Origin of the sequence: Thermococcus sp. 4557, assembly GCF_000221185.1 — an archaeon.
GTDB lineage: Archaea > Methanobacteriota_B > Thermococci > Thermococcales > Thermococcaceae > Thermococcus.
The window spans coordinates 421,277-436,961 of the sequence record NC_015865.1; the positions used below are offsets into that span (position 1 = coordinate 421,277).

19 protein-coding genes are annotated in these 15,685 nt (G+C 57.0%); 11 read left to right on the plus strand and 8 right to left on the minus strand.

Annotated elements, in window-relative coordinates; all coding sequences use genetic code 11:
* Positions 1-57: 57 nt before the first annotated feature.
* The 4 genes from GQS_RS02025 to GQS_RS02040 are packed head-to-tail and all read right to left on the minus strand — an operon-like array spanning position 58 to position 4,792.
* Complete coding sequence (locus tag GQS_RS02025; protein ID WP_014012001.1) at positions 58-951, minus strand: ABC transporter permease; 894 nt, start codon at positions 949-951, stop codon at positions 58-60.
* Positions 951-2,000 carry an ABC transporter permease gene (locus GQS_RS02030; RefSeq protein ID WP_014012002.1) on the minus strand — a complete coding sequence of 350 codons (1,050 nt, stop codon included), beginning with the start codon at positions 1,998-2,000 and terminating at the stop codon, positions 951-953. Before GQS_RS02030 ends, GQS_RS02025 begins: the two co-directional genes overlap by 1 nt.
* Positions 1,981-3,519: an ABC transporter ATP-binding protein gene (locus GQS_RS02035; RefSeq protein ID WP_014012003.1), complete on the minus strand. Its 1,539-nt coding sequence runs from the start codon at positions 3,517-3,519 to the stop codon at positions 1,981-1,983. The genes GQS_RS02030 and GQS_RS02035 overlap by 20 nt, the downstream gene beginning before the upstream one ends.
* Positions 3,520-3,562: 43 nt before the next feature.
* Positions 3,563-4,792, minus strand: coding sequence for a BMP family protein (locus GQS_RS02040; RefSeq protein ID WP_014012004.1), 1,230 nt, complete (start codon positions 4,790-4,792; stop codon positions 3,563-3,565).
* A gap of 122 nt (positions 4,793-4,914) precedes the next feature.
* Here GQS_RS02040 and GQS_RS02045 point away from each other — a divergent pair, with 122 nt between their 5' ends.
* Both GQS_RS02045 and ftsY read left to right on the plus strand, forming a co-directional pair.
* Positions 4,915-5,364, plus strand: a complete 450-nt coding sequence (locus GQS_RS02045) for a hypothetical protein (protein WP_014012005.1) — start codon at positions 4,915-4,917, stop codon at positions 5,362-5,364.
* Between the two features lie 151 nt (positions 5,365-5,515).
* On the plus strand, positions 5,516-6,499 hold the full coding sequence (ftsY, locus tag GQS_RS02050) for a signal recognition particle-docking protein FtsY (RefSeq protein WP_014012006.1): 984 nt from the start codon (positions 5,516-5,518) through the stop codon (positions 6,497-6,499).
* 6 nt (positions 6,500-6,505) lie between these two features.
* Here ftsY and GQS_RS02055 read toward each other — a convergent pair whose 3' ends face one another.
* Both GQS_RS02055 and surE read right to left on the minus strand, forming a co-directional pair.
* The gene (locus tag GQS_RS02055; RefSeq protein ID WP_014012007.1) at positions 6,506-6,976 is read right to left on the minus strand and encodes a hypothetical protein; all 471 of its coding nucleotides are present in this window, start codon (positions 6,974-6,976) and stop codon (positions 6,506-6,508) included.
* Positions 6,977-7,125: 149 nt separating this feature from the next.
* Positions 7,126-7,905 carry a 5'/3'-nucleotidase SurE gene (surE, locus tag GQS_RS02060; RefSeq protein ID WP_014012008.1) on the minus strand — a complete coding sequence of 260 codons (780 nt, stop codon included), beginning with the start codon at positions 7,903-7,905 and terminating at the stop codon, positions 7,126-7,128.
* 60 nt (positions 7,906-7,965) lie between these two features.
* On the opposite strand from surE, the gene GQS_RS02065 reads away from it, so the two are divergent.
* The 9 genes from GQS_RS02065 (at position 7,966) to GQS_RS02105 (ending at position 14,999) form a co-directional block, all read left to right on the plus strand.
* Positions 7,966-8,940, plus strand: a complete 975-nt coding sequence (locus GQS_RS02065) for an archaeosine biosynthesis radical SAM protein RaSEA (protein WP_014012009.1) — start codon at positions 7,966-7,968, stop codon at positions 8,938-8,940.
* 150 nt (positions 8,941-9,090) lie between these two features.
* The gene (locus GQS_RS02070) at positions 9,091-9,363 is read left to right on the plus strand and encodes a 2-oxoglutarate ferredoxin oxidoreductase subunit delta (protein ID WP_014012010.1); all 273 of its coding nucleotides are present in this window, start codon (positions 9,091-9,093) and stop codon (positions 9,361-9,363) included.
* A gap of 2 nt (positions 9,364-9,365) precedes the next feature.
* Positions 9,366-10,556 carry a 2-oxoacid:acceptor oxidoreductase subunit alpha gene (locus tag GQS_RS02075; RefSeq protein WP_014012011.1) on the plus strand — a complete coding sequence of 397 codons (1,191 nt, stop codon included), beginning with the start codon at positions 9,366-9,368 and terminating at the stop codon, positions 10,554-10,556.
* Entirely contained in the window at positions 10,556-11,410 is an 855-nt protein-coding gene (locus GQS_RS02080) for a 2-oxoacid:ferredoxin oxidoreductase subunit beta (RefSeq protein ID WP_014012012.1), read from the plus strand. Before GQS_RS02075 ends, GQS_RS02080 begins: the two co-directional genes overlap by 1 nt.
* Before the next feature lie 5 nt (positions 11,411-11,415).
* Entirely contained in the window at positions 11,416-11,928 is a 513-nt protein-coding gene (locus tag GQS_RS02085; protein WP_014012013.1) for a 2-oxoacid:ferredoxin oxidoreductase subunit gamma, read from the plus strand.
* Positions 11,925-13,073, plus strand: a complete 1,149-nt coding sequence (locus tag GQS_RS02090; RefSeq protein ID WP_014012014.1) for a 2-oxoacid:acceptor oxidoreductase subunit alpha — start codon at positions 11,925-11,927, stop codon at positions 13,071-13,073. Before GQS_RS02085 ends, GQS_RS02090 begins: the two co-directional genes overlap by 4 nt.
* On the plus strand, positions 13,074-13,919 hold the full coding sequence (locus tag GQS_RS02095; RefSeq protein WP_014012015.1) for a 2-oxoacid:ferredoxin oxidoreductase subunit beta: 846 nt from the start codon (positions 13,074-13,076) through the stop codon (positions 13,917-13,919).
* Positions 13,916-14,476, plus strand: a complete 561-nt coding sequence (locus tag GQS_RS02100) for a 2-oxoacid:ferredoxin oxidoreductase subunit gamma (RefSeq protein ID WP_014012016.1) — start codon at positions 13,916-13,918, stop codon at positions 14,474-14,476. The genes GQS_RS02095 and GQS_RS02100 overlap by 4 nt, the downstream gene beginning before the upstream one ends.
* A 49-nt stretch (positions 14,477-14,525) precedes the next feature.
* Positions 14,526-14,999: a DUF192 domain-containing protein gene (locus tag GQS_RS02105; protein WP_048056507.1), complete on the plus strand. Its 474-nt coding sequence runs from the start codon at positions 14,526-14,528 to the stop codon at positions 14,997-14,999.
* 9 nt (positions 15,000-15,008) lie between these two features.
* On the opposite strand, the gene GQS_RS02110 is transcribed toward GQS_RS02105, so the two are convergent.
* Together GQS_RS02110 and GQS_RS02115 are read right to left on the minus strand one after the other, a co-directional pair.
* Positions 15,009-15,470 carry a PIN domain-containing protein gene (locus GQS_RS02110; protein ID WP_014012018.1) on the minus strand — a complete coding sequence of 154 codons (462 nt, stop codon included), beginning with the start codon at positions 15,468-15,470 and terminating at the stop codon, positions 15,009-15,011.
* The gene (locus GQS_RS02115; RefSeq protein WP_148236353.1) at positions 15,467-15,658 is read right to left on the minus strand and encodes a hypothetical protein; all 192 of its coding nucleotides are present in this window, start codon (positions 15,656-15,658) and stop codon (positions 15,467-15,469) included. Before GQS_RS02115 ends, GQS_RS02110 begins: the two co-directional genes overlap by 4 nt.
* Between the last annotated feature and the right edge of the window lie 27 nt (positions 15,659-15,685).

Genomic DNA, 15,685 nt, shown 5'->3' on the forward strand with positions numbered 1-15,685 from the left:
TTTTCCATTAGACCTATTTTGCCATCTGAGTGGATAAAAAGCAGAGAAAAGAAATGGTCACTCCCTCTTGTATGGCCTTCCGTCCCACTTCGGCGGCCTTGCCTTGCCTATGATGCCCGCCACGATGATGAGGGTCATTATGTAGGGCAGCATCAGGATGAACTGCCCGGGGATTATGTGCTTCGGGGCGAGCCAGGCGGCGAGGGCGTCAAAGAATCCGAAGAGCCAGCCGCCGATGAGGGAGACGAGCGGGTTCCAGCCGCTGAAGACCATGTTGGCGAGGGCTATGAAACCCCTGCCTCCTGACATGGTCTTGTGCACGAGGCCGAGCCAGTCAACGCTCATGAAGGCGCCGCCGAGGCCGGCCAGGGCGTGCCCGTAAACCGCTGACCAGAACCTGTACTTCTCGACGTTTATGCCCAATGCATCGGCCGCCTCAGGGTTCTCACCGACGGAGCGCACGCGGAGGCCGAGCGGGGTCTTGAAGAGCACCCACCAGGTGACCAGCGCGATGAGGATGGTCACCGGAACCATTGGGCTGAGCTCGCCGTAGGGCGTCCTCCAGTGCCACATCTGGGCATCGTGCGGGAGCTGGTGCTGGCCGGCGGTTCCCCAGTAGGCGAGGATGCCGAAGGGAACGACACCCATGGCGAGCAGGTTGATGCCTATACCGGGGATAACGTGGTCTCCCTTGAGGTAGACGGTGAGGGCACCGTGCAGCATGCCCAGGAGTATTCCAATGAAAACGCCACCAAGCAGTCCCACAACCGCGTTGCTGGTCAGTTCGGCGAATATCGCACCGAAGAAGGCGCTCATCAGGAGGACACCCTCGTAGCCGATGCTGACCACACCGGCGCGCTCGCTCCACGCGGCACCAACGCTCGTGAGCACTATGGGCACCATGGCCATTAGGGAGGTTATCAGGATGGAGAGCACGGATCCAACGTCCATCAGGCAGCCCCCCTGTGGATTGCTTTCTTAACCAGGTCGTACAGGCTCGGGATGGCGACGGTTATGACGATGATTCCCTGGATGACCTTGATGATCTCCAGCGGGACGTGGGCCTGAGCCTGCATCAGGGCGGTTCCAGCGCGGAGCATTCCGAAGAATATTGCCGACAGGATTATGCCCAGCGGGTGGTTCCTTCCGACGAGGGCAACGCCTATTCCGTCGAAACCGAAGCCGTAGATGTTCGCACCGCCCTGGCTGATGGCGTAGCCCGGTCCCTCTCCCATGATCTTCATGGCACCGCCGAGGCCGCTGAGGAGACCACCGATGAGGAAAGACCACATGACCGCCATCTTTGGATTCATTCCGGCGTAGCGTGCGGCTTTCTGGTTTATTCCGCTGGCGCGCATGCCGAATCCCATCGTGGTGTGCCAGAGCAGGAAGTACGTCAGCAGCGCGGCAATGACCGCGATGATTATCGCTATCGAAAGTCCGTAGCCGATGATGGGAAGCCTCGCATCAACGGGTATCCTGATGGTCTTGTTGGGGTCGTTGGGGTTGGCGTAGGGGCCGACTATGAGCCAGAGAACGAAGAACCAGCCAATCCAGTTGAGCATGATTGTCGAGATGACCTCGTGGACGCCGCGGTAGACCTTGAGCACCGCCGCTGGGAGGGCCCAGAGGGCGCCGAAGAGCATGCCCATGGCGAGGCCGAACCACATGTTGTCCCAGATGTTGGTGAATATCACCGCGGCTATGGCGCCGAAGTAGAAGGAGCTTTCGGCACCGATGTTGAAGATTCCGGTCCTCGTGCCGATTGCGAACGTGAGCGCCGTGAGCATTATTGGTGTCGCGTACTTGAGCGTGGACGCTATTCCGTACGTGGATCCAAGGGCGCCCTGGAAGAGCCAGTAGTACGCGGACCACGGGTTGTAGCCGAAGGCCAGGAGGACTATCGCACCGATGATGAAACCCACGAGTATGGCTATGAGGCTCTCAACGAAGGGGCGGAGGTTTATTGACTTCAGGGACTCACTTCCTGATTTCTTCATAGCGGATACCTCCCATCATCATTCCTATCTCTTCCGTGTTCACTTCCTCGGGCTTCACAACGCCCATGAACTCGCCCTCGTAGATGATTCCCATCCTGTCGCTGAGCTGAAGAACCTCGTCCAGATCGGCCGAGACCAGAAGGACGGCCTTCCCCTCGTTTCTGAGCTTGACGAGGTAGTTCCTAATGTACTCCGTCGAGGCGACATCGACACCGCGCGTCGGCTGGGCCGCGATGATGAATATGGGCTCCTTGCTGACCTCCCTTGCAACGATGAGCTTCTGCTGGTTTCCGCCGCTGAGGGACTTAACCGGTGCCTCAGTGCCCGGGGCGGAGATGTCAAACTGCTCTATGAGCGACCTGGCGTGTTCTCTGGCCTTGCTCCAGTTTATAACGCCCTTGAAGCGCTGGAACTTGGGATGCCAGTGGAGGCCTAGGACGGAGTTTTCGGTCACAGTCATGTCCAGGATGAGCCCCATGTGGGTTCTGTCCTCCGGCACGTGGGCCATTCCGAGGTCGTAGAGCTCCCTCGGCCCCTTGCCCGTGATGTCCTTGCCCTGAAGATATATCCTGCCGCTCTCCACTTTCCGGAGACCGGAAATTGCCTCAATCAGCTCAGTCTGGCCGTTGCCCTCGACGCCCGCTATTCCAAATATCTCACCGGCGCGGACATCGAACGAGAGGCCGTTGACGGCAACCTCGCCACGGTCGCCCATAACCTTGAGGTTCTCAACGCGGAGAATCGGCTCGCCGGGCTCCTTTGGCGGCTTCTCTATCTTCAGGACAACGTCCCTGCCAACCATCATCTTGGCAAGGAGCTGGGGCGTTGCCTCGCTCGTGTTGACCGTTCCGATGACCTCTCCCTTCCTGATGACTGTGACGCGGTCGGTGAGGTCCATGACCTCGTTGAGCTTGTGGCTGATGAAGATGATGGTCTTGCCCTCCGCCTTGAGCTGCCTCAGGACGCGGAAGAGCTCCTCGACCTCTATGGGCGTGAGAACCGCAGTGGGCTCATCGAGGATGAGGACATCGACGTCGCGGTAGAGCATCTTGAGGATCTCTATCCTCTGCTGAACACCAACGGGGAGGTCCTCGACGGGAATTTCGAGGGGCACCTGGAAGTTCAGGTCGTCCATGAGCTTCTGGAGCCTTTCCCTTGCCCTGTCAACGTCTATCTTAGAAAACGCCCCGTGGCCCTCCATTCCGAGTATTATGTTGTGAAGGGCATCAAAAACTTCAACGAGCGTGAAGTGCTGGTGAACCATACCGATGCCGTGGGCGATGGCATCGGAGGGGCTCTTAAAGCGAACCTCTTCGCCCCTGATGAGAATTTTACCCGATGTGGGATGGAGCATCCCGAAGAGGATCTTCATGAGGGTGGTCTTTCCTGCACCGTTCTCACCGAGGAGACCCAAAATCTCGCCTTTATTAACCGTGAGATCAACACCTTTGAGGGCCTTCGTGCCGTCCGGATAAACCTTGACGATTCCCTTCATCTCGATTATTGGCCTTCTCTCCATTGCCGCACCCCCCTTTGAAAGTAGAGAAAAGAAAATTAAAGGGTCACTTGGCGAGTTCCATCATTTCCTGCCAGGTCTTGGCGTTCCTGACTTCTGTGATTCCGTCCTTGTCCATGGGAGCCGGAACCTTGATCACGCCGGTGGTGATCTTGCCCTGAAGCTCCTTGATGGCGTCCCAGACCCAGTCGGGAACCTGCTTCCTGGTGTCCTCGAGGTACTGCTTCAGCTCGTCCCTGCTGTTGAAGCCGAGGTCCTTGAGCTTCTGCTGCTGGGTGTCCTCCGGAAGGGAGTCGAACATGGCCATAACGTCGTCAACGGTGCTGAGGCCAACACCGTCCTCCTTGAGGCCAAGCTCGACAACTCCACCCTTGAAGTTGCCGTTAACTGCATCCTCAACAGCCTTGTAAACACCGACGTCAACGCGCTTCATCATGCTGGCGATTATGACGCCCGGCTTGATCCAGTCCTGGGCCGAGTCAACACCGATGGCGAACGGCGGACCCATCTTCTTGCCCTGGGAGTCGAGGACCTCTCCAACCGCGTCAAAGACACCGAGTCCGGTTCCGCCGGCGACCTGGTAGATGACCCAGGCACCCTGGGCGAGCTGGGCCCTGGCCGCGGCCTTACCCTTGGCGGCGTCGCCGAAGCTTCCTGTGTACTGGTAGAGGACGTCTATGGTAACGTCCTTGCCCTCCTTCTGCTTGTAGTAGTCCTCGGCCCACTTAACACCGAAGCGGTAGCCGGCTTCGAACTTGTAGAGAACCGGTATCTCCATTCCGAGAACGATGCCGACCTTGTCCTTGCCGTCGTTGGCCGCTATGAGGCCAGCGAGTGCACCGGCAAGGGCCGAGCCCTCGTTCTCCTTGAAGAGGATGCTCATGACGTTGTCCTTGTCAGGGATGTAACCGTCAATGATGGCGAACTTCTGGTCGGGATACTCGTCCGCGACCTGCTTAACGGCGTCGGTCATCATGAAGCCGACGGCTATGATAACGAGGTACTTCTTCTGGGCGGCAAGGGTCTCGAGGTTCTTGACGTAGTCGTCCTCGCTGTTGCTCTGGAGCTCAACGAGGTCGAGGTTGAAGTCCTTCGCCGCCTTGCTGGCACCGAGGTACGCCATGTCGTTGAAGCTCAGGTCACCCCTTCCGCCGACATCATAGACGATGGCAATGGTGCCTTTAGTGGATTCCTCTCCACCTGAGGATATACAGCCACTGGCCACGACGCTGAGGGCCATAATGCCTATTAAAAACAGGCTTAACCATTTCTTCATGTTAACACCCCGCGAGTTTTCAAAGGTATAACTCCGGACGGAATATATAGTTTGCGGTCACAGAAAGACCGAAAATTTGGGAAAGAATTTTAACCACCGGGTAAAAGTTTTTTGTGATGACCATGCTGAAGAAAATAGCCGAACTTAACGCGGGAGCGGTTTTAATAACGGGAGACGGGAAGAGACTTGCGAAAATATACATCAATGCCTGGAGCAAGGACGGCAGGCGCGTGCTTGCTGAATACATTCCATTCCAGGTGAACGGTGACGTCTACATCGGCCCACCGTTTGAGAGCGACGACTTCGATGTGTACCTGATAGTGAACCCCCTCTCGCGCTCCAAGGCGGAGAGGGAAAAGCTCCGGGAGTGGCTGGGGGAACACAGAGACAAGCTCATTCTGCTGTACGAGCACAAGTACGTGAAGGATTCGATAACGCGCTACAGAATCAGGGAATTCATTGACTACCTAATCGCATACAAGAGGGAGACCGTCGGTTTCGAGAGGGTCGATGTGATGCGTCTGGAGAACGGACGAATAGTCGAGAGCAAAACCTACGTCAGGAGGTACTGAAGGGGCACGTGCGGTTTATAAACCCTGGGGATGAGACACTCCCGCCCGATGACGAGTGGCTTCGGGTCTGAGGTGTGATGACACCAGCTATCGCCGAGGGCGTTCATAACTATTATATAGGAAATAGCCTCCCGCTAATCAGGTGGTGGAGATGTTTGGGAAGCTCAGGGAAAAGCTCAAGAAGTTCACAAAGACCGTTGAGGAGAAGATAGAAGAGGAAGAGAAAGCCCTCGAAAAGGAGGCCCCCGAAGAAAAGAAGGGGTTCATTGAAAAGCTCCTCCAGGTGGAGATAAAGGAGAAGGATGTTGAAGAGGCTTTGGACGAGCTGGAGATTGAGCTTCTTGAGGCAGACGTGGCTTTGGAGACTGTGGAGGCCCTTCGTGAAAAAATCAAGGAAAAGCTCGTCGGTAAGAAGGTCCGCATAGGCACGAACAAGGGCAGACTCATAGAGGAAGCGCTCCGTGAGGCCGTTCTTGATGTCCTGACACCCGAGAAGAAGATAGACCTCCTCGAACTGATAAAGTCCAAGGAGGAAAAGCCCTTCGTCATAGCCTTTGTGGGCTTCAACGGCTCCGGAAAGACAACGACCATAGCCAAGCTGGCCAACTGGCTCAAGAAGAACGGTCTCGGCGTCGTCATAGCCGCGAGCGACACCTTCAGGGCTGGAGCGATAGAGCAGGTCGAGGAGCACGCAAAGCGCGTCGGCGTCAAGGTCATCAAGCACTCCTACGGTGCCGATCCGGCTGCGGTTGCCTACGACGCGATCCAGCACGCCAAGGCCAGGGGACTGGATGTCGTCCTCATAGACACCGCCGGAAGGAACGAGCTGAACAGGAACCTCATGGACGAGATGAAGAAGATAGCGCGCGTAACCAAGCCCGACCTGGTGATATTCGTCGGCGATTCCCTCGGAGGAAACTCCGTCGTCGAGCAGGCGAAGCAGTTCAACGAGGCGGTGAAGATCGACGGCGTAATCCTCACCAAGCTGGACGCGGACGCCCGTGGCGGTGCCGCTTTGAGCATAAGCCACGCCATCGGGGCGCCGATACTCTTCGTCGGCGTTGGACAGGGCTACGACGACCTCAGGCCCTTCGATGAGAAGTGGTTCGTGGACAGGATTTTCGGGGAGGGGTGAAACGTTTCATACCGAGACGGATGTTCCACCCCAGGCCATAATGCAGAGGATAAACGAGACTATGAGTGACGTGGCTATCCATACCAGCCTTTCCGCTCTTTTTATAGGGCCGTCCAGTCTTATACATGGGAGGCTATACAGAACCACCGAGACTGTTGCAGGCACGAAAAAAGAAATCCATGACTTTTCGAAGAGGTACAGGAGAAGAAGCGTTACCAAGACAACAGCGAGCGAAGGGATCCCAAATGCTACGAGTTCACTCCATTCCTTCCAGAGGCCAAGGATAATTGAGATTAAGAACGGTGCCGTCACGAGGAGGACAAAAGTTGCAGATGGGCTGAAGTAAAAGCCGCAGATTGGGTATGGGCGAATCTGAAGGCAGGAAGCCCCTACATAGTAGTCTGACGGGAGCAGAATCATTAGCAGGAACTCCCATGCAGGGAAGAGGAAAAGATAGGAGAGCGAGCGAAGCCTCACGGATTCACCTCCCCTAAGACAATCTTAACTCGCCCTCTTGGATATATTCCCCAATTCCCAAAGAACCTTTCGTTTAACGGAGATGTTTAAAAAATCCATAAACACTCAATCTGAGTACCCATAACACAATGGACCATCAAAGGGCGAATTTAGGGACCCAAAAGTTCGCGGAGCCCCTCAAAATCCACCCTCGCCGTCATGTCTATGTTTATCGGGGTCACACTGACTTTTCTCCCCACCTTCAGGGCGTAGGCATCTGTTCCGGGCTCGAACTCCCTGCATTTCCTGCCGACTATCCAGTAGTACGGGTTGCCCTTGGGGTCTATGCGCTCCTCGACCGTCGGCCGGTACATCCTGTGGGCAAGCCTCGTGACCGCTATTCTGGTTTCCTCGGTGGCATCGTCCGGAACGTTCACGTTGAGCATGTCGACGCCTTCGGGAAGGCCGCCCCTCAGAACGGCCCGCGCCACCCTCCTCAGGAAGTGAGAGGCTGTGGAGAAGTCAACCTCGCTTCCCTCGCCGAATTTGTACTTCTCCCTCCTGACCTCAAGGCTTATCGCTATGCTCGGAATCCCGTTCGTCGCCGCCTCTATGGCCGCGGAAGCAGTTCCCGAAACGGTTATCTCGGTGCTCAGGTTCTCACCGAGGTTTATCCCGCTTATAGCGAGGTCGAAGTCTGTGAAGCGCGCGAGGGCAAAGATCACGCAGTCCGTCGGCATTCCGTCTATGCCGTAGGCTATCTTCGCCCCGGGGACGTCAACAAGCTTGGCCCTGAGGGGACGGTGAAGGGTCATGGCCCTTCCGCTGGCACTCCTCTGAAAGAGCGGCGCGACCACGTAAACCTCACCAAGGTCTTTCACGGCCTCGACAGCGGCCCGCAGCCCTTTGGAATAAATCCCGTCATCGTTAGTGATGAGTATCCTTGGCATGGTTCTGGTTAATCCCTCACCTTTAAAAACCCTAACTCCCAGCGAGGCTTAGGTGAGAGAATGACATACTGGACGAGCGAGGACAACGTCGCCGGGAAGCCCGGAACGGCACTTTTCATAATCCTGCCCACGATAGGCTGCTACCGCTTCAGGATCAACCAGGCCTGCTACATGTGCGCCTACCCAACGGCCGCGCCAAAGGTGAAGTGGAGCCAGGACGCCATAGTGGACTACGTCAAAGAGGCCCTCAAGAAAATCGAGGGTAAAAAGGGGCCCTTCGCGGTCAGAATGTTCACCTCGGGCTCTTTCCTTGACAACGGAGAGCTTAAGCCCGAGACGAGGAGGAGAATCTTTGAGATTCTGGCCGCTCTGGAGGAGGTCAGGGAGATAGTCATCGAGAGCAGGAGCGAGCTGGTTCGCTATGATGCAGTGAAGGAGCTGGCCGAGATAGTCCCTGACAAGCACTTCGAGGTTGCCATAGGCCTTGAAACGGCCAACGACGATATAGCCGATGTTTCAATCAACAAGGGCAACACCTTTGAGGACTTCGTTAGGGCCGCGGAGACAACTCACAAAGCCGGGGCGAAGGTCAAGACCTACCTCCTGCTGAAGCCGATTTTCCTGGGCGAACGCGACGGCATAGAGGACGCCAAGGAGAGCATAATAAAGGCCGAGCCATACACCGACACCTTCTCGATAAACATCACCGACATCCAGAAGGGAACGCTCTACGAGCGGCTGTGGGAGAAGAAGGAGTACCGCCCACCGTGGCTCTGGAGCGCGGTTGAGGTCCTCATCTGGGCGAAGAAGCGCTTCCCGGATAAGAGAATCCTGAGCGACCCGGTTGGGGCCGGCTCGAAGCGCGGACCGCACAACTGCCTCACGGACTACGACAGAACCATAGGAAGGGCGATAAAGAAGTTCTCGGCGACCCAGGATTTAAGCCACATCGAGAACCTCAAGCCGGAGTGCCGCGAGAGGTGGGGGTACATAGTTGAGAACGGCCTCCTCGACTGGCAGCTGCTGACGTGGTGAAGTTATTTCGTTTTTGAAATGATTTTCATACCTCCTTTTCGTTCTCCTTATAACGCCCCTCGTGATTCTTTGATGCCCATTTATGGGCACCCACGAAAGCTTTAAATGTTGACAAACGTAAACGGGGTTAGCAAATCGCGGGTGATGATTATGGCAGATGTCGAAGGGAAAACCGTTGTCGTGAAGGAGAACTACCTCGTTACCGGCAAGGCCGAAGGCGTCGTTGAAATCGACGTCGACACTTTTCTCTGCAAGGGCTGCGGCGTTTGCGTCGAAATGTGCCCAAGAAAGGTCTTTGAATGGAGCGAGGAGCTCAGCGAAAAGGGTGTCCACTACCCGGTTCCTGTTAACGCCGAGAAGTGCGTCAAGTGCAAGCTCTGCGAGCTTCTCTGCCCGGACTTTGCCATCGCGGTTAGGTGGTGACCATGATTATTCGTGGAAACGAGCCTGAACAGCTCAGGCTCCTTAGAAAGCTCTACAAACCGGGCAACTACTTCATGCAGGGCAACGAGGCGGTAGCCTACGGCGCCCTCTTCGCCGGGTGCCGCTTCTACGCGGGTTATCCGATAACCCCCTCCAGCGAGATAGCGGAGACGATGGCTCGCGAACTGCCGAAGCTCGGCGGCTACTACCTCCAGATGGAGGACGAGATAGGGAGCATAGCCGCGATGGTCGGCGCCTCATGGACCGGGTTCAAGGTTATGACCGCTACTGCCGGACCCGGGTTCAGCCTCATGCAGGAGAACCTAGGCTACGCCGTGATGACCGAGACCCCGCTCGTTCTGGTCGACGTCCAGAGGAGCGGCCCCTCAACGGGACAGGCCACGAAGGGAGCGCAGGGCGACTTCTTCCAGGCCAGGTGGGGAACGCACGGAGACCATCCGATCGTTGCCGTTTCTCCGACGAGCGGGCAGGACGCCTTCTGGGAGACTATAAGGGCCTTTAACATTGCCGAAAAGCTGAGAACCCCCGTTGTGGTGCTCTTCGATGGAGTGCTCGCCCACACTAGGGAGCAGATAAAGATTCCGGACGTTTCGGAAGTCGAGATAACCTACCGCAAGCTTCCGGAGAATGAGGAGGAGGCGAGGCTTCCCTTCGGCGACCCCCACGGGGACGGCGTTCCGCCGATGCCGCTCTTCGGTCACGGCTACTTTACCCACGTCACCGGTTCGACTCACAAGGAGACCGGCCTGAGGGACGTTTACACCCCTGAGGTTCACGATAGGCTCGTGAGGAGAATACACCGCAAGATCGAGAAGAACCGCGAAGTTTACGAGAAGTACGAGGAGCACTTCACGGACGACGCCGAGATACTCGTCGTCAGCTGGGGCGTTACCGCGAGACCGGCCCTCGGAGCGGTTCTCCGGGCTAGGGAGGAGGGGATAAAGGCCGGCCTCTTCGTGCCGAAGACCGTCCACCCGTTCCCGGCCGAGAGAATGAGGGAGCTTGGAAAGCGCGCTAGAGCGATACTCGTCGCAGAGATGAACCTCGGCCAGATGATAATAGAGGTCGAGCGCTACGTTAACGACGACGTCCTCCTCAAGGGCGTGAACAAAATCGGCGGAGTGCCTCTGACCGTTGAGGAGATCCTCCGCGAGATAAGGGGTGTTGCCTGATGGCGAAGAAGATATACTCCACCTACCCGATGGTTAAGTACCTCCGCAAGGAGGCATTACCCACAGCCCTCTGCCCCGGCTGCGGCGGCGGAACCGTCCTCAACGCCTTCGCGAACGCGATCGACGGCCTCAAGATAGACCCGAAGGACCTCGTGGTCGTCAGCGGTATAGGCTGCTCCGCCTGGATAGCCTCACCGTACTTCCTCGCGGACACACTCCACACGACCCACGGGAGGGCGATAGCCTTCGCCACCGGCGTCAAGGTGGGCCTTCCCGACAAGAAGGTCGTCGTCATAAGCGGTGACGGTGATCTGGCGAGCATAGGCGGCAACCATCTGCTCCACGCCGCGAGGAGGAACATAGACATAACCGTAATCCTCGTCAACAACTTCATCTACGGAATGACCGGCGGCCAGGTCGCCCCCACGACGCCCTTCGGCGCTAAAACTACCACCAGCCCGTACAGGAACATAGAGCACCCGCTTAAGATTTCCGAGACTGTTGCCGCCGCCGGAGCGAGCTACGTTGCCAGGTGGACCACCGCCCACGTCTACCAGCTCATCGAGAGCATAAAGAAAGCCCTTCAGGTTAAGGGCTTCTCGCTCGTCGAGGTCATCTCCCAGTGCCCGGTCCAGTTCGGAAGACGGAACAAGATGAAGGAACCGGCCGAGATGCTCAGGTGGTTCCTCAAGAACTCGGTCCCGATCAGCAGGGCGAGAAACATGAGCCCGGAGGAGCTTGAGGGCAAGTTCGTCATAGGGGAGTTCGTAAACAGAGAGAGGCCGGAGTTCACCACGGAGCTTAACAAGCTCATAGACGAGGTTCAGGAGCATTTCGGCCTCAAGGAGGAGTGAGAGCCATGCAGGTTAGGTTCGCAGGCATAGGAGGCCAGGGTGTTGTCCTGGCCGGTGTCATACTCGGCGAGGCCGCCGCCATAGAGGGGCTGAACGTCGTCCAGACCCAGGACTACAGCTCCGCGAGCAGGGGCGGCCACTCCATAGCGGACGTGATAATATCCAAGGAGCCGATTTACGACGTCATAGTCACCGAGGCGGACGTTCTCGTCGCACTCGCCCAGCTCGGCTACGACACCGTCAAGGACGAGCTGAGGGAGGATGGGCTGTTGATCATAGACACCGACCTGGTTAAGCCCGATAGGGACTACATTGGTGCCCCATTCACGCGCCTGGCTGAGGAGAGCACCGGTCTGGCGCTCACCGTTAACATGGTCGCCCTCGGCTACCTCGTGGCGAAAACCGGTGTTGTGAAGAAGGAAAACGTCGAGGAGGCCATAAGGAGGAGGGTTCCCAAGGGAACCGAGGATATAAACATCAAAGCCTTCAGGGTCGGTTACGAGGAGGGATGCAGATGAGATACCCTTTTCCGGTCGGTAAGAGCGATTTCATTCAGGGTGATGAGGCGATAGCAAGGGCGGCGATCCTCGGGGGATGCCGCTTCTACGCGGGCTATCCAATCACGCCCGCGAGCGAGATATTCGAGGCCATGGCCCTCTACATGCCGCTGGTGGACGGTGTAAGTATACAGATGGAAGACGAGCTGGCGAGCATGGCGGCGATAATAGGGGCTTCATGGGCCGGGGCCAAGGCCATGACCGCAACGAGCGGCCCGGGATTCAGCCTCATGCAGGAGAACCTAGGCTATGCAGTCATGACGGAAACCCCTGTCGTTGTCGTGGACGTCCAGCGCGGCGGTCCATCAACGGGTCAGCCGACCCTCGCGGCCCAGGGCGACATAATGCAGGCCATCTGGGGAACCCACGGCGACCATTCACTCATAGTCCTCAGCCCCTCGACCGTCCAGGAGGCCTTTGACTTCACCATAAGGGCCTTCAACCTGGCCGAGAAGTACAGGACGCCGGTGGTTCTTCTCACCGACGCGGAAATAGCCCACATGCGCGAGCGCGTTTACATCCCCAATCCGGGAGAGGTCGAGATAATCGACCGCAAGCTTCCGGAGAACGAGGAGGAGGCGAGGCTTCCCTTCGGCGACCCCCACGGGGACGGCGTTCCGCCGATGCCGATATTCGGCAGGGGGTACAGAACATACGTCACCGGCCTCACCCACGACGAGAGGGGACGGCCCAAGACTGTGGACGCCGAGGTTCACGAGAAGCTCATACGGAGAATAATCGAGAAGCTGGAGCGCAACAGGGAGGACATAATCTCCTACGACGCCTTTGAGCTCGACGACGCTGAAGTAGCGATAGTGAGCACTGGCATAGTCTCCCGCTCGGCGGTAAGGGCCGTTAAGATACTCCGCGAGAAGGGCGTTAAGGCTGGCCTTCTCAAGCTCAACACGATATGGCCCTTCGACTTCGACATGATCGAGGAGCTCGCCGGGCAGGTGAATAAGATATACGTCCCGGAGATGAACCTCGGACAGCTCTACCACCTCGTCAAAGAGGGTGCCAACGGAAAGGCGGAGGTCGAGCTCATAGCAAAGATAGGCGGCGAGGTTCACACTCCGATGGAGATAGTCGAGAGGGTGGTGGGCTGAATGTACCTGAAATCCGCTTACGAGATTCGCGACAAGTACCTGAGAAAGGACATGCTCCCGACGATATTCTGTCCGGGCTGTGGAATAGGCTCGGCGCTCCAGTACACGCTCCGCGCGATAGACGACCTCGGCCTCAACCAAGACGAGATAGTCTGGGTCAGCGGAATAGGCTGTTCCTCCCGTGTTCCGGGCTTCGTCAACTTCGACGGCCTCCACACGACCCACGGAAGGGCATTAGCCTTTGCCACCGGCATAAAGCTCGCCAATCCGGACCTCAAGATAATCGCCTTCATGGGCGACGGAGATGCCGCGGCCATAGGAGGAAACCACCTCATCCACGCCATCAGGAGGAACCTCGACATAACTGTGATACTCATCAACAACTTCACCTACGGAATGACCGGCGGACAGGTCGCGCCGACCGCCCTGAAGGGCCTGCGCGGAACTACCGCTCCCTACGGCCAGTTCGAGAACCCCTTCGATATAGCCGACCTCGCGGTCTCGGCAGGGGCCAACTACGTGGCCAGGTGGAGCGTCTTCAACTACCTCCAGGGAATCAACAGCATCAAGAAGGCCCTCAGCAAGGAAGGCTTTACCCTCGTCGAGTTCCTCTCGCCGTGCCCGATAAGCTTCGGAAGGAGGAACAGGATGAAGACCGCTCCGGAACTGCTCCGCTGGTATCAGAAGATAACCGTCCCGCTCGCGAAGGCCAAGAAGATGCCGCCGGAGGAGCTCGAGGGCAAGATAGTCATCGGAGAGTTTGCCGACAGGGACAGGCCGGGTCTCGTGAGGGAGTACGAGGCGTACAAGAAGCGCGCCAAGAAGATGATGGGGTGGGAGGAATGAGAAAGGAAGTCCTCTTCAGCGGCTTCGGCGGCCAGGGAGTCATCCTGGCGAGCGTCATCCTCGGGAGGGCCGCGGCGGTCTACGAGGGACTCTACGCCGTTCAGACACAGGCCTACGGGCCGGAGTCTAGAGGTGGAGCGAGCAAGGCGGAGGTGGTCATAAGCGACGAGCCCATAGACTACCCCAAGACCCTCAATCCCGACTGTGCCGTCTTCTTCTCCCAGGAGGCATACAACAAGTACCTCCACACCGTCAGGAAGGGTGCCCGCATAATAGTCGAGGAGGAGCTCGTTCCGCACAGGGACACCGAGTTCGAGAAGGGGCTTGAGGTAGTCTCGCTGCCGCTCACGGAGATAGCCGAGGAAACCACCGGACTGAGCCTCACCATGAACATCCTCACCCTCGGAATCCTGACGGCGTGGACTGGAGTCGTGAGCAGGGAGGCCATAGAGAAGGCCGTTCTGGATGCGGTTCCCAAGGGCACCGAGGAGATAAACCTCAAGGCGCTTCACAAGGGTTTCGAGCTCGGGGAGAAGGCAAAGGCCGGAGACCTCTAATTCCCTTTCTTTCCCAAAACCTTATCAACTTGCATTTCTATTTCTTACCATGCTCGTCAACGAGACCAAGGAGCGAACGTGGCACGGGCCTGTGAAGGTAGCGGACAGCTTCTTTAAGCGCTTCAGGGGATTAATGCTGGTTAGAAATATCAACTATGCCCTGGTCTTCATTCTTCCGGCGGAAACCAAGGCCAACGCGTCAATCCACACCTTCTTCATGCTGAGCGATATAGACGTAATCTGGCTGGACTCCGCGAGACGGGTGGTGGACTTTAAAACTGCCCGGAAATGGCGGTTCTACGCTCCGAAAGAGCCGGCCAAGTACATAATAGAGGGGCCGGTGGGCCTGATAAAAACGCTCGACGTTGAGGAAGGCGATTTGATAAGCTGGACCCCAAGTGAGGAGAAGGAAAGGGCCGTGCCGGTGAAGGTGTCGCTGCCCGATGGTCTCTCCTTCGACAAGGGGAGCAACGGAATGGCGCTCACAGAGAGCGTGCGGGAAGTTAAGGTGAAGGGGAGTTAGCCATGCATTTTAACGGTTTTCCTGCCAGAACTCCACGGGGACAAGCTTAATAACGCCCCTCACAGGGCCAAAATCTTTGTCGAGGGTGGCGAGCTTATCACAGTTGTACTCCAAGGCGGTGGCGAGGATTCTAGCGTCGTGGGGCATTAAGCCGAATTCTTTAACATGGTAGGCAACTTTTGTCCAGTTTGAAGAATCCGGCACGATTACAACGTTCTGAGCGCTGAGAAAGCCCAGTATTCCACTCAAATACTTAACCGCCATCTTTCTGAACTCACTACTGTTCTTAAGCTCCTTCCTTATCTTCCACGGGGAGCCTGCGTCTCTCTTCAAGAGGGCAAACCACACCTCGTCAATCACGGTCTCAGAAGTTATTCGCGGTTCTTCCAATTTAAAGGCTTGGGCGGCATACCCAGTAAGTTCGGTCACCACAAGCGCGTTGTACAGAACGCTTGAGTCTATGAATATCAACCCTCATACACCTCAAGCTTCGCCTTAAAAAAGTCCTCAGCCTTACCCTTTCCAAACATTCCAATATGCGCGGTTTTTTTGGCCTCTTCCACCATCATTAGGAACTCCTCTTCAGCCAGTAATTCGCGTAAAAGCCTTTCTTTGAGGGCTGAAGGGGGATTCTCAGCAACGTTCTCCACTACACTCACCAATGGTTCTTAGGGGTATCATGAATA

What these genes read in the sequence shown, in the direction of transcription:
- GQS_RS02085 (WP_014012013.1), top strand. Translation starts at nt 11,416, where the DNA reads ATGCAGGTTAGGTTCGCAGGCATAGGAGGCCAGGGTGTTGTCCTGGCC.
- GQS_RS02080 (WP_014012012.1), top strand. Translation starts at nt 10,556, where the DNA reads ATGGCGAAGAAGATATACTCCACCTACCCGATGGTTAAGTACCTCCGC.
- GQS_RS02065 (WP_014012009.1), top strand. Translation starts at nt 7,966, where the DNA reads ATGACATACTGGACGAGCGAGGACAACGTCGCCGGGAAGCCCGGAACG.
- GQS_RS02095 (WP_014012015.1), top strand. Translation starts at nt 13,074, where the DNA reads ATGTACCTGAAATCCGCTTACGAGATTCGCGACAAGTACCTGAGAAAG.
- GQS_RS02040 (WP_014012004.1), bottom strand. Translation starts at nt 4,792, where the DNA reads ATGAAGAAATGGTTAAGCCTGTTTTTAATAGGCATTATGGCCCTCAGC.
- GQS_RS02070 (WP_014012010.1), top strand. Translation starts at nt 9,091, where the DNA reads ATGGCAGATGTCGAAGGGAAAACCGTTGTCGTGAAGGAGAACTACCTC.
- surE (WP_014012008.1), bottom strand. Translation starts at nt 7,905, where the DNA reads ATGCCAAGGATACTCATCACTAACGATGACGGGATTTATTCCAAAGGG.
- GQS_RS02105 (WP_048056507.1), top strand. Translation starts at nt 14,526, where the DNA reads ATGCTCGTCAACGAGACCAAGGAGCGAACGTGGCACGGGCCTGTGAAG.
- ftsY (WP_014012006.1), top strand. Translation starts at nt 5,516, where the DNA reads ATGTTTGGGAAGCTCAGGGAAAAGCTCAAGAAGTTCACAAAGACCGTT.
- GQS_RS02025 (WP_014012001.1), bottom strand. Translation starts at nt 951, where the DNA reads ATGGACGTTGGATCCGTGCTCTCCATCCTGATAACCTCCCTAATGGCC.
- GQS_RS02100 (WP_014012016.1), top strand. Translation starts at nt 13,916, where the DNA reads ATGAGAAAGGAAGTCCTCTTCAGCGGCTTCGGCGGCCAGGGAGTCATC.
- GQS_RS02030 (WP_014012002.1), bottom strand. Translation starts at nt 2,000, where the DNA reads ATGAAGAAATCAGGAAGTGAGTCCCTGAAGTCAATAAACCTCCGCCCC.
- GQS_RS02045 (WP_014012005.1), top strand. Translation starts at nt 4,915, where the DNA reads ATGCTGAAGAAAATAGCCGAACTTAACGCGGGAGCGGTTTTAATAACG.
- GQS_RS02075 (WP_014012011.1), top strand. Translation starts at nt 9,366, where the DNA reads ATGATTATTCGTGGAAACGAGCCTGAACAGCTCAGGCTCCTTAGAAAG.
- GQS_RS02035 (WP_014012003.1), bottom strand. Translation starts at nt 3,519, where the DNA reads ATGGAGAGAAGGCCAATAATCGAGATGAAGGGAATCGTCAAGGTTTAT.
- GQS_RS02090 (WP_014012014.1), top strand. Translation starts at nt 11,925, where the DNA reads ATGAGATACCCTTTTCCGGTCGGTAAGAGCGATTTCATTCAGGGTGAT.